At 65.8% G+C, this 12,488-nt stretch carries 10 protein-coding genes; 5 read left to right on the top strand and 5 right to left on the bottom strand.

All coding sequences use genetic code 11. From position 1 onward, the window contains the following. Positions 1-468: 468 nt before the first annotated feature. The 3 genes from AB0F43_RS30540 (at position 469) to AB0F43_RS30530 (ending at position 3,004) form a co-directional block, all read left to right on the top strand. Positions 469-1,344, top strand: a complete 876-nt coding sequence (locus tag AB0F43_RS30540) for an aminoglycoside phosphotransferase family protein (RefSeq protein ID WP_360484499.1) — start codon at positions 469-471, stop codon at positions 1,342-1,344. A gap of 172 nt (positions 1,345-1,516) precedes the next feature. Next, the gene (locus AB0F43_RS30535) at positions 1,517-2,356 is read left to right on the top strand and encodes a helix-turn-helix domain-containing protein (RefSeq protein WP_360484496.1); all 840 of its coding nucleotides are present in this window, start codon (positions 1,517-1,519) and stop codon (positions 2,354-2,356) included. A gap of 66 nt (positions 2,357-2,422) precedes the next feature. Beyond that, positions 2,423-3,004, top strand: a complete 582-nt coding sequence (locus AB0F43_RS30530) for a dihydrofolate reductase family protein (RefSeq protein ID WP_360484493.1) — start codon at positions 2,423-2,425, stop codon at positions 3,002-3,004. A gap of 836 nt (positions 3,005-3,840) precedes the next feature. Here the strand turns inward: AB0F43_RS30530 and AB0F43_RS30525 are convergent. The 3 genes from AB0F43_RS30525 to AB0F43_RS30515 form a co-directional block, all read right to left on the bottom strand. Then, the gene (locus AB0F43_RS30525) at positions 3,841-5,445 is read right to left on the bottom strand and encodes a GMC family oxidoreductase N-terminal domain-containing protein (protein WP_360484490.1); all 1,605 of its coding nucleotides are present in this window, start codon (positions 5,443-5,445) and stop codon (positions 3,841-3,843) included. 683 nt (positions 5,446-6,128) lie between these two features. Further along, the gene (locus AB0F43_RS30520; protein WP_360484487.1) at positions 6,129-6,572 is read right to left on the bottom strand and encodes a universal stress protein; all 444 of its coding nucleotides are present in this window, start codon (positions 6,570-6,572) and stop codon (positions 6,129-6,131) included. A gap of 141 nt (positions 6,573-6,713) precedes the next feature. Continuing rightward, positions 6,714-7,853, bottom strand: a complete 1,140-nt coding sequence (locus AB0F43_RS30515; RefSeq protein ID WP_360484731.1) for a TerC family protein — start codon at positions 7,851-7,853, stop codon at positions 6,714-6,716. A gap of 707 nt (positions 7,854-8,560) precedes the next feature. On the opposite strand from AB0F43_RS30515, the gene AB0F43_RS30510 reads away from it, so the two are divergent. Together AB0F43_RS30510 and AB0F43_RS30505 are read left to right on the top strand one after the other, a co-directional pair. Then, the gene (locus tag AB0F43_RS30510; protein WP_360484484.1) at positions 8,561-9,151 is read left to right on the top strand and encodes a helix-turn-helix domain-containing protein; all 591 of its coding nucleotides are present in this window, start codon (positions 8,561-8,563) and stop codon (positions 9,149-9,151) included. A gap of 9 nt (positions 9,152-9,160) precedes the next feature. Next, positions 9,161-10,060 (top strand): universal stress protein, encoded by a 900-nt coding sequence (locus AB0F43_RS30505; protein WP_360484728.1) that lies wholly within the window; start codon positions 9,161-9,163, stop codon positions 10,058-10,060. A 46-nt stretch (positions 10,061-10,106) separates the two neighbouring features. On the opposite strand, the gene AB0F43_RS30500 is transcribed toward AB0F43_RS30505, so the two are convergent. Together AB0F43_RS30500 and AB0F43_RS30495 are read right to left on the bottom strand one after the other, a co-directional pair. Continuing rightward, entirely contained in the window at positions 10,107-10,868 is a 762-nt protein-coding gene (locus tag AB0F43_RS30500) for a hypothetical protein (RefSeq protein WP_360484481.1), read from the bottom strand. A 364-nt stretch (positions 10,869-11,232) separates the two neighbouring features. Further along, positions 11,233-12,474 (bottom strand): helix-turn-helix domain-containing protein, encoded by a 1,242-nt coding sequence (locus AB0F43_RS30495; RefSeq protein WP_360484478.1) that lies wholly within the window; start codon positions 12,472-12,474, stop codon positions 11,233-11,235. Positions 12,475-12,488: the final 14 nt, after the last annotated feature.

Below are 12,488 nucleotides of genomic sequence, written 5' to 3'. Positions count from 1 at the left end.
TCCACTGATCGAGAGTCAAAGGACGGAGGGCAACGACGATGCATGGGCACTTTGACGCGGCGATGCTGATCGCCATCGGGTTGGTGAGCCAAGACGTGAACAGCGCGCGGCCGGATGCGCCAGTCGTTCGCGATGTGAGGCGGGCTCGCCGGACGGCGTGGGCGACGCGCATGCGGTCGGCACTGGCTCGAGCCCTGGATCACGCGGCGCGGGCCGTGGAACCGCCCGCGGGTCTGCGCCGTCCGTCTCCTACACGCAGACCATCATCATCTTTCCTTCGCCGGTAACTTGTGGCGCCCGCGGCTGAACTACCCGTCTTTGAGAGGCGTTCAAGCGGCCGAGAATCTCAGTTGATCTGGACCCTGGCGTATGAATACTGGCTGTCGTCTCAGTTGATCTCGTCTGCTTCCGGCGTTTCGAATTGGACTAGTGGAAAGGTCTGCGAGAATCACCATGCACGATGACCAAGTGGACGTGACCACCGAAATCGTTGCGACCTTGATCCAAGACCAGTTCCCTCAGTGGAGCGGCAAGGCGATCCAACTCGTACCGTCGACCGGGACGGTCAACGCCATCTTCCGCATCGGGAACGACCTCTCTGCGCGTTTCCCACTGCGTCTGACCGATGCTGCCGAGGCGCTGGCGGTTCTGGAACAGGAAGCCCAGGCGAGCGCGGAGCTGGCACAGGTATCTCGGTTCCCCGCCCCAGAACCCGTCGCCTTGGGAAAGCCTGGAGCGGATTACCCCATGCCGTGGTCGGTCCAGACATGGCTGCCGGGAACGGTTGCCTTTGATGCCGACCCGAGTGGGTCGGACGCGTTTGCCGAGGACCTTGCGGCCTTCATCGCAGCCCTGCGGGACGCCGAGACGCGGGGGCGGCTTTTCAGCGGCGAAAGTCGTGGCGGCGTTCTCGCTCACCACGACGATTGGATGGCGAAGTGCTTCGAGGAGAGTAAGGGGCTGCTCGACGTGCCCCGGCTGCGCCAGGTGTGGAGCCACTTTCGGGAGTTGCCACGCACGGGTGCCGACGTGATGAGCCATGGTGACTTGATTCCCGGCAATGTACTGGTCGAAGGAGACCGGCTCAGCGGCGTACTCGACACCGGCGGCTTCGGCCCGGCCGACCCCGCGCTCGATCTGGTCAGTGCCTGGCACCTGCTGCAGCCAGGCCCGCGGGAAGTGCTCCGGCGGACACTGGTCTGTGACGATCTGGAGTGGGAGCGCGGCAAGGCATGGGCGTTCGAACAGGCGATGGGTGTTGTCTGGTACTACGTCGAGAGTAATCCGACGATGAGCAGAATGGGGCGCCGGACACTCGACCGCATTCTGGAGTCGATGGAGTGATGTCGCCCCGAGCGTAGGCCGTGATAGAGACGATCCCTTGCCGCCCCACCGACAACAGCACCAACGGGAACAGGTCGGCTGAGACGGGAGACTTTGCCCCTGCCTTACCAGTTGAAAGGTCACATCCCTGTTTCGATTCTCAAACCGGCGGGGCGTCGGCGATGCTGTGGGCGTGGAGTACGTGTCCCGAGTGCCGCGACCGCCGCTGGACGGGCTGATCGACGACCTCTACTACCTGGAGGGTGCGCCGCCGTACGCCCGGCTGACGCTGCCGGCAAGTCCGGCGGCGTTCCTCATCGTCAACCTCGGGGCGCCGTTCCGCATCCGCGCCGGCACCGATATCGAGACGGTTGAGTACGCCGATGGCTGCGTGGTCACCACGCCCACCCGCGCGTTCGAGTTCGGCTACCCACCCCGGACCCGGTCCGTCGGCGTGCACTTCAAGCCGTGGGGGCCGGCGCCGTTCCTGCCGATGCCCGCGGCCGAGCTGTGTGACCGGCCGGTGACGCTGGAGCAGGTTTGGGGCCGGCCCGCCATTGCTGAGCTGCGAGACCGGCTGGCCACGGCGGATGGACCGCACGAGATGCTGACGCTGCTCGAGGAGGAGTTGATGCGACGGCTTTGCGAGACCGCCGGCCTGGGGCTGGTCCGCCATACAAGCAGCGTCATCGCGGCGACCAGCGGGGCGGTGGCGATCGGCGACCTGAGGGTGGCAGCCGGTGTCAGCAGCACTCATCTGGAACAGCGGTTCAAGGAGCTCATCGGCGTCACGCCGAAGCGGCTGGCCCGCACCTACCGCTTCACCGCCACCGTGTTCGCGATCAACCCCGCCGGACCGGTCGACTGGGGCGACCTCGCCAGTAGCGCAGGCTACTTCGACCAGGCCCACTTCGGCCACGAGTTCCGTGCGTTCACCGGGCTCACGCCGACCCGGTACGTCGAAGTCCGGCGGCGGTTCCTGCGCGAACATCCCGGCCACGTGCTGGACGGCTGGCCGCTGCCGGCCGATTGATTTCTTACAAGAGCGACAGCTCACGACACGCTAATTTGGGGGCACCCCAAAGCAGAGGAGAGCCCCGTGGGCAAGGTGGTCATGTACAGCTCGGTGTCGGTGGACGGCTTCATCGCGGACGAGAATGACCAGCCCGGACCGCTGTTCGACTGGTTGACCAGCGGTGACGTCCCGCTGGACGAGAGCGGCGAGGTGAAGGTGTCGCAGACGTCCTACGACTACACCCGGCCGTACTGGGACCAGATCGGGGCCACAATCGCCGGCCGCCACGTCTTCGACATGACGGACGGCTGGGACGGGAAGCCTCCGAGCGGGATCGACCACGTGGTCGTCGTGACGCACCGCCCGCAGCCCGAGGGCTGGGACCCCGAGGCGCCGTTTCACTTCGTCGACGGCGTCGAGGCAGCCGTGGCCAAGGCGCAGGAGCTTGCGGGTGACCGCATAGTCGAGGTCGCCGCTGGCGACGTCGGTGGCCAGGTGCTTGCCGCGGGCCTGGTCGACGAGGTGCGCATGGACGTCGTACCCGTCGTGTTCGGGTCCGGCAAGCGCTACTTCGGGTCGGTCCACGCGCAGCACCTGTTGGAGGATCCTGACGTGGTCATTCAGGGCAACCGGGTGCTTCACCTGCGCTATCGGGTGCGCCGTTGACCGATCTGAGCGGGTCGGCGAAGTCCTGCACACCCGCAGCGTCGGCACCAGCCCTCGGTGCCGGCATCGGCCTCCAGGACCCGGCATGCCAGGACCGCGCGATGAGGCTACTTCAGCTCTGCGGAAGTCTTCCCAAGTAATCTCCGCGCAACGATCAGCTGCTGGATTTGCTGGGTGCCTTCGAAGATGTCCAGGATCTTCCCGGTACAAGCGAGGGCAGATCGGCCACCCACCCCCGATCTGCCCTCTGACCTGCACTTTTATGCTCATCGCTTCTCGACGCTGATGGCCGCTTGTCAACGCGCCACGGAGCAGTCACGGAGCAGACGACCAGGCGCCCGTCCACAGAAGAACCCACAGGACGCGCAGTCCTGTTGTGCTCAGATCTGCGCGACTGAACTCGGCCTGACGTCACGGGGATGACGGCCAGACCGAGCGCAACGAAGTTGGGGAATGCTCCCTCGCAGAGACAAGTTCGCGCCAGTCGCCGTCATGGGATCGTCGAATTCGCACCGGATCAGCCAGATGGCGTGTCATCAGATCATCACACCGTCGCGAACGCCGGCATGGTCTCGCCGGTCGAGCCACGGCTTCGCGGAAGCTGCTCGAATCGCGTCGGCTTTCGGCGCGATTGCGGCGCAAAGAGGTGCGCGAACCTCGGGATGGCTCCTGCGTGGTCGCGATCGATTGGCGGAGGTCGCCGACCGCGGCCAACCGACCAGCGCGCAGCATCGATCGTCAAGATGGCCACGGGCAGGAAAGCCGGCTGGATCCGGCTTGCGACGCTTGAACCACTTGGTGTGGTGACCCTTTGGCGGGTCACCACACCAGCAAGGTCACGCTTCATCAAAGACGTAATCTCCGGCGATCCATCCGACGGCCATCGTCGGCGCGGCGGTGTTGCCGGAGACCTGGACGGGCAGAACCGAAGCGTCGGCGATCCGTAGGCCCTGGACTCCGCGGACCCGAAGTCGTGAATCAACCACATCGTCGTGGTTGGGTCCCATGGCCGCTGATCCGACTGCGTGAAAGATGCCCCCGCCAGTGTCAAGGGAATACCTCAGCACTTCCTCTGGAGTAGAGATTGCAGGCCCGGGAAACTCTTCGTCCAAAATGTAGTCAGCAATCGGACCCTGACCGAACACGCTGCGTGCCGTGTTCAAGATGGTGGCGGTGGCCTTGCGATCGCCCTCGTCCTCGAGGAAGCGTGCGTTGATGATGGGTGCATTCTCGGGGAGCTTGCCGGACAGGTGAACGGACCCAGTCGTGGTGGGACGCGTTTGGTAACCCATGAACATGATTCCGGAGTGCTTAGCGAGCTTCATGGTGGCGCTGCTCGTGTCGAGCGCCATCGGGACGAAGAGCCCATGGATGTCGGGACGATCCAGCTCGGGCGAGGACTTGAACTGGACCACCAGGTCGTAGCCGGCGGTCGAGATCGGGCCCTTGCGGTTGAACAGGTACTTGAAGCCCTCCCAGGCCTGCTTGGGGACCGTGTTGAGCTCCTGAGTGGGGCCGATGTTTTGCTTCAACCGCACCTGGGTGCTCACCCCGCGCTGCTCGATGACACGTTCACCCACGTTGGGACTCTCGACGACTACGTCGATCCCGGCTGCGCGCAGGATGTCACCGCGCCCGATCCCGGACCGTTCCAGTAGCAAGGGGGTCTCCACGGCTCCGGCGGAGACGATGACCTCCTTGCGGGCGGAATAGTCACGCGTCTGGCCGCCTTCGCGGGCACGAACACCGACGATACGGTTGCCTTCGAATAGCAAGTAGCCAGCCCGGGTGCGGGTCTGGATCGTCAGGTTCCGGCGGCTGCGAACCGGGCGTACGAAGGCGCTGTAGGCGCTGGTGCGTACCCCGTTCTTGATCGTCGAAGGCGTGAAGCCGATACGCTCGGTGTCGTGGGCGTTCGCGTCGTCCACTTGCTGCCACCCGTAGTTCTGTGCCGAGCCTAGGATCGCCGACACCACTTCATCGTCATTCTCGACCACCGAGATGCCCAGTGGACCGCCCGCTCCGCGCATGTCTGAGGCCCCGAGGTTGTGATCCTCCATCGCTTTGTAGATCGGCAGCACACGGTCCCAGCCCCAGCCGGGGTTCCCGCGCTCGACCAACCCGTCGAAGTCTGCCTTGGCACCTCGAGTCCACATCATCCCGTTGACCGCAGTCGAACCGCCCAGCACCTTCCCGCGAGTCCAGTCCTCGATCTGTCCAGTCGGTCCCACGGGCTCGGTCTTGTAGTGGTAGGTGTACCGGTCACCTCGAAGGGTGAAGAAGAATCCCTTTGGAATGTAGAGCATGGGGTTGGTATCCCCACCGCCGTACTCCAGGAGCAAAACCTCGTTCTTGGGGTCTTCTGACAGCCGGTTGGCCAGCACGGAGCCCGCAGCCCCAGCACCGATGACGATGAAGTCGTAGTCGTAGTCGCCGTTCATGCCCATCTCCTTACTCGTGCTCCAAAGGCGTCGGCCCTAGAGAGTGATCCGCGAACATCGACGGTCCGCACAGGTACCGGAAGACACCTGCACTTATCGCTATAGAGTGTGTAGCGTAATTAGCCACACAGATATTCCCGCAGAGTTGCCGATGACCGGCGTGCTGAAGCCGAGCAGCGCCACCGCAACGTAGAACCACTGTCGACTGGCTGTGGCGAGCGCGACCCCGCAACCGGCCACGGTCAGCGCCGCACTGGGCAACCGCCACCCAGAGCCGCAGTGAGAAGGACCGGTCGTTGGGCGGTCATCCGCACTCGTCCGCAGATGCCGCTGGCTCCGAGTTCCTCGGCGCGGTGACAGCGGGCGCAGTAGGGAGCGTGGGGAACGATCCGCAGGTGCTGCAGGCCGATGGGCCCCCGCACATCTGGCACTCGCCATACCGGCCGGTGTCCATCCGGACCATTGCGGCCTCGATGTCGCTCAGCACCTTCGCAGCGGCAGCGGTTAGCTGCCCCTGAACCTCAATCCGCGCCGCGGTGCAGCGTTCCTGCGGCTGACTTAGCCTGGACGGATCCGAGAGCTCCTGTAGTTGGTTCTGACGGAAACGGCGGTGTTCGTGCAGCCTGAGTCTCAGCTCGACCAACTCTTGGACCGGCAGCTGCCACTTGTCTAAGGCAACCATCTCAGCCATCCGATCGGCTGCTGTGCCCGCCCGTCGGATTCGCGGCCGGTGGGATGATGACGACTGGGATGGTGGCCTCGTGGGCGACCTGCTGGCTGACCGACCCGAGCCCGTCCGCGTGACCCGACGACGAGCAGGGAGCTGTCCTGTGCGGCTGCGAGCAGATCTGGTGCGGCGGGACCCTGGACGAGCAGTTGTTCGGAATCGCCGGCGCCCCGTGAGGTCTGCTGCCGCCACGCTGTCGGTCAGTGTTTGTCGTGCCTCTCCGCCAGCGTGGCCGGGTCCGCCAGGAGTGGGGGTACGGCGACAGCAGGGCCGCCGTGGGTTGCGGCCATGTGTGCACGACGACCAGACGGGCGCCGCGCAACCTGGCCTCGGCCACCGCCCACTCGAGTGCTTGCTGAGCGGTCTCGCTGCCGTCGATGCCGACGACGATCTTCTCCATCCCCACCTCTCCTCCGATGATGTACTGCGTATCGAGCGCGTCAGTTTGTCGGTGCGGGTGGCGGCGGCCAGCTGTCCGCTGCTGCTTCGCCGCGTACGACGGCCGCGTCGTGGCTGGCGCGGGCCCGGTCAACCAGGCTCATCAGGTCCTGTTCGCTCCGGGCCATCTGCCGGTACTGAGGGCCGAGACGGATGATCTGGTCGCGCTCGTCGAGCAGACGCCGGTAGATCCGTTCCCGTTCGGCCGGATCGGCGGTGTACTCGGCGTCCAGGTAGGCCGCCGCGTGTCTTGTCTGCGAGCGTTGGCGATTGCGGTCTGCGCCTTGCCCTTGCGGCTGACCAGCGAGGCGACGACAGTCACGACGAGGACAGCTAGGATTATGGTCAACGAGAGCCCGGTGCCGATCTCGACCACGTCGACCGGTTCGCCGTTGTTGACGAACGGCAGGTTGTTCTCGTGCAGGGCGTGCAGGATCAGCTTGACGCCGATGAAGGCCAAGATGGCCGCCAGGCCGTAGGCGAGGTAGATCAGACGGTCCAGCAGGCCGTCGATCAGGAAGTACAGCTGGCGCAGGCCGAGCAGCGAGAACGCGATCGCGGTGAACACCAGGTACACGTTCTGTGTCAGACCGAAGATCGCCGGGATCGAGTCCAGGGCGAACAACAGGTCTGTGCCTGCGATCGCGACCATGACGAGCAGCATCGGGGTCATGACCCGTTTGCCGTCATGGACGGTGAACAGCCGGTCGCCGTCGTACCTGTCGGTGGTGCGGACGAGCTTCTTGGCGGCCCGCACCATGACGTTGTCGGCCGACTCGTCCTCGCCACCGCGCGGTTTCAGCATGTTGCCGGCGGTGATCAGCAGGATCAGACCGAAGGCGTAGAACACCCATGAGAACGCGTTGATCGCCACGGAGCCAAGGAACACCAGCCCGGTACGCGCGACCAGCGAGAACGTGATCCCGAACAGGAGCGCCTTTTGCTGGTCCTCGCGAGGAACCCGGAAGCTGGTGAAGATGACCAGGAAGACGAACAGATTGTCGACCGACAGCGCCTTCTCGGTCACATAGCCGGCGAAGTACTCCGCACCCATCCCCGGCCCGCCGAAGATCAGGACACCGACCCCGAACGCGAGCGCCAGTCCCACGTACACCGACGACCAGACCGCGGCTTCTCTCAGCGTCGGGACATGGGCCTTACGGGCATGAAAGAAGAAGTCGAACACCAGTAGCCCGGCGATCCCCAGGACCGTAAGACTCCACACCCAGCCCGGCACGTCCATCACAGCGGCTCCCGACCAGCCCACGCGTCAGGCCGATCGGCTGCCGGCTGCCAGGCACGCGGTCCTGTCCGTTCCTGTACCCAAGGCGAAGGCGGCCATGACGACGGCGTCATCAATGACCCACCCTGTCGTGGGCCCGATGCGCACCGGAGGTCGGATCCTCACTGACCGAGTTGTCAATGGTCCGAGCGCGCGTGCTCGCGGCGTCTCGGTCATCGGCGACAGGTTCCGTCGCGCGGCGGCCGCCTGACGCCTTCATGGCCGAGCTACGCTCCTGTGCGCGGTAGGCCAAGCCGATACCACCGAAACAGATCAGGGGCGTTGCCACCCCGATCAGGATCAGCAGTGCCATGTCGATCGCATCGAACGTCGCCGTACTCCTGCTTCCTCCTCTTGAATTTATCGCTACATCAGGTGTATCGTAAATAAGCAGGCGTCTACTCCCGAAGGAACAGACGCGCTCGCTTTACGGCGCGGCCACGACTGCGCCGGCTCGATCGACCACCCTCGGCGGACCGCCGCTCGGTCCGCTGAGACCTGATGACGGCTTGGAGACTCATGACGACCACCGCCACCCCCATCAGAACCCACAGGATGTAGTCAACCCCGTCGACCGTCACCATGCTCATCCTTCCTGGATGCTCGCATTATCGCTACACAGGATGTAGCGTAACTGGATGCAGATCTATTCCCGGCAGACTGAACCCATGCCTCACAGCACAACCGGTCGCGGCCGGCCCCGGCTCGAGTCGACCGACCACCGCATCCTCCAGGCGGCGCGCGAACTGCTCCGCCTGAAGGGACCGGCGGCGGTGAACATCGACTCCGTCGCGGCCCGGTCCGGCGTCGCCCGTACGACGATCTACCGCCGCTATCGCAGCCGGAACGAGCTCATGGACGCGATCCTGGAGCACCTTATTGACCCAGCGCCCCTGGCACCCGAACTCCCGGTCCGCGAAAAGCTGCGTTGGGTGCTCGACAGGATCAGCGACATCCTGGAGAACCGGCTCGGTCCCGGCGCCACCGCCGCGGTCATCGCCAATAGCGATCCTGAATTCACCACCGCGGTACGCGCACGGCTGGCCGCACGTCTGAGTTCCCTCACCGACCTGATGAAACTCGACATCAAGACCGGCCGACTGCATGCGAACCTCGACCCCGACACGGTGCTCGGCATTCTGGTCGGCGCCTACCTCGCAGAGGTCCTCAGATTCGGCAGCCCGCGCGATGGGTGGACAGACCGGGCTCTCGACCTCGTCACGCCCGCGGTCACACCGCCCCGACGCCGGCGGTCCTGACCCCGAGGCCTGTCTGGGACTCCCGTACCTTGGACTCGAGGAGGATCTGATGGCAGACGGCACGCACGCCTCGCGGACCTCTGTGGTCGTGGGGTTGACGGGTCCGAGCACAGCCGTCGCGCCTTGGAGTGGGCAGCAGGAGAGGCAAGGCTCCGCGGAGCTGTGCTGCGTATCGTGTATGCGTTGCCTATCGGACTGACCCGCAGTGGTGGTCCGGATCCGCATGTCGATGCCGCGGCACGTGGACTCGCGGATCTCGCCGCACTTGCCCGGCAGCTGGATCGCAGACCGCTGACCGTGACCAACGACATCGTCGATGGACTGCCCGTCAAGGTGCTGATCGAGGAGTCGCGGCACTGCGCTCTCCTGGTCTTGGGCAGCCGTGGACATGGCGGCTTCGCGAACTTGTTGCTGGGCTCTACGGCCGTCGAAGTGACCGCGCGGACCGCCTGCCCTGTCGTGGTCGTCCCTCCAGGTGCCGATGTCCGGAATCGATCCGGCGCCGTCGTGGTCGGCGTCGATGATTCCACCGGCTGCGAGTCGGCGCTGGAGTTCGCCTTCGCTCGCGCCGCCCAGCGCCGTGCCCGCCTCGTCGCACTGCAGGTGTGGAACCTCCCGAGGCAATTCAGTGGGCATTCGACAGCAGACGTCGACCGTGTTCGCAGCGACTCGGAGTCTCTGCTGGCCCGCGCTGTTATCCCGTGGCAGGACCGGTTTCCCGACGTGATCGTGGAAACGCGGTCGATCGAAGGGCACGTCGTCGCCGAGCTCGCGGCGGTGTCGGCGGCAGGCGGCGAGGTTGTCGTCGTGGGAGGAAGGGGACGATCCGTCGTGGCCGGGGCGTTCTTGGGATCAGTGAGCCAAGGTCTCCTTCGCCACGCGGTGGTTCCAGTCGCGATCGCGCGCTGACTTGAAGCGGGTCGTCGTACCGGCTGTTCGGCTGCCTGAGCCGGGCTCACTTTCCGGTGCCGTGGATCAGGCCATCCCAGTCGATCGGGGAACGGCCCGCTCCGCTGTCTCCTTGAACGTAGGGCTTGGGGTCTCCTGCTGCTCTGGCACCTGATGCCAGCCATGCGGCCAGCCCGCGGGGGTTTCGGCGCTCGAGCTCGTCGAGATATTCCTGGCGTTCCGTCACGATCCGCAGGCGCTGCGCCGGTGAGGTTGCTCTTTGCAGGGCGGGAAAACTGGCCCGCCACGCCAAGGACAACGCATCATCGCTCAGGTCGGCCGGCGCAGTCCGGACAGATGCCTGCTCAGGCTCGGGGCAAGAACTGGGCTCTGGCGCGGAATCCGGCAAGGTCTCGTCGTTGCCTCCCGCGCCGGCCGCGCTTGGCGACGTCGACAAGTGGCCATGCCAATCGAGCCGCTTCAGACCGGACCCGATGAGGTGAGGCGATCCGCCGATCACGAATGCCAGTAACAGCACCGCTATCGGGGCTCCCAGGAGCATCCCCAAACCGATCCAGACCACGCAGCCTGCGCCGCTGAGGGCCGTGCTGGTCGCCACCACTCGCCGGCCGCCCGGTGGGAGCCGGGGGTTGTCGACCTCAGGGATCAGCACGATCCACGAGACGACGCCGCCGACGATGGCCGCCATCACGAGTACCGTGATGATCGTCCCTAGCGACAAGGTCAATGCGGCCATCACGCCGACCACGCCGAGCAGCCCGCACACGAGCAGCCAGAGGACACGGTAGACGCTCTTTGCGCCTTGCACGACGCACCTCCCAGCAGTACTCCTTCGCCTTCACCTGCCACCTTGCCTCGAGGCGGCGATGACCAGTAGGGCCGCAGTCGGCGAACCTCTCGCAGGCTTGATTTCCGGCGCCCGGCAACGGCGAGTCCCGGTCGAGTACTCGTGCCGGGCGTCGGCCATGAGGCGGGTCACAGGTTCGCCGGTCGTCGCCACATCTCGGCTCACTTCAACGGCACGTCAGCACCGCAGGCGTCCAGACCTGAAGCGAGCGGCGATATGAAGACATCAAGCGCGGTGAGGTTTCGCGGAGCGGCTACCGATCCTGGTCGGTGTCGACGGCTCGGTGTCCGCTCAGGGTGCACTGGCCTGGGCCGCCGCGGTGCGGCTAGGAGAGGGCATCCGCTCCGCGAGGGAGATCACGCGAGGGCCAGTCGAGCAGGCGCGCGCCCAGAACGGCGATGTGCAGAATGAACCGCTGACCAGGATCACCCGGGTCGTGGCCCGTGAGTTCCCTGACCTTTGTCAGCCGGTAGGTGACGGTGCGGACCGACACGTTCAGGCGGCGGGCCGCGTCGGTGGCGACTTCGCCGGTCGCGAAGTACGCCTCCAGGGTTCGCAGCAACGGCTCCGCGCCCCCACGAGCGCCGGTCAACGGGGTGAGCACGGCCTGGATCAGATCGACGATTGCGGCCTGATCGCGGACCAAGACCCTGTAGACGAGCATGTCCTGTGCGTCGACGACAGGAGTGTCGAGTCGCAGCCGGTCAGCCAGCGTCAGCGCCTCCCGCGCCTCTTCATACGAGCGGGCGATGCCGTACGAGCCGGGATAGGGCCGGCCCGTCGACACGCGCCATTCGCGGCCCGAGCGGTGCCGGATCAACGCGTCGTGTATCAGCGTCCCCACGCCCTGATTGACGGTGCGCGGGGCGGTGCCGGGGGTCGTCGCCGGGATCAGCACCACGAGGAGCCCCTCTTTGGTGGCCACGAGCACTTCACGGTCCCCAAATCGGTCCAGGATGAAGGCTTCCAGCATGTTCACGCTGGCGTCGGCCTCGGGGAGACCATCGGCAGGGCGGGCCAAAACCACCTGGTGCGGGCGGCCGAGGTCGAGCCCGAAAGGCTCGGCGCGCTCGACCATTCCGGCGACATCAGGATCGCCACGCAGCAAGTCGTCGACCAGTTCGCGCCGCAGCGATTCCTCCTGGCGGATCAGATGCTTCGTGGCGACCTGGTAGCTGTCTACGAGTACGGCGATCGCTTCACCGACAGCGCGGAGTACCGCCTGTGCCGAAGCGCGCACGGTGTCCCGGTCGCGGTACGGCACGACATCAGGAAGGTCCCGCCACATCCGCCAGGCCGCAGACAGATACAGGTCGGCGACCCGTCCGGCCGGGATGCCCTGCTCGGCGGCACGACGACCGAGTTCCCGAACGATCGCCAATTCGTGGTCACGGGGCCGCCTCCCCGAGATGGCGGCGTCCGCGAGGAGGGTGAGGTACTCGACCAGCAACTCCAGCGGCGCTTCGGAGTCTCCGGCGGCCGCTTGCGCGATCGCCGTCAGCCACGCTTCATCCGCGCTGTTCTCGGCGCCGGAGCCCGGCCACCTCAGCGATCCGGTCTCGCTCATCCCCTCCCCCTCAC

Source organism: Kribbella sp. NPDC023972, assembly GCF_040639075.1.
In the GTDB taxonomy this organism is placed as follows: Bacteria; Actinomycetota; Actinomycetes; order Propionibacteriales; family Kribbellaceae; genus Kribbella.
Note: the sequence above shows the minus strand (reverse complement) of the source record. Positions and strands in the feature narration are given on the sequence as shown.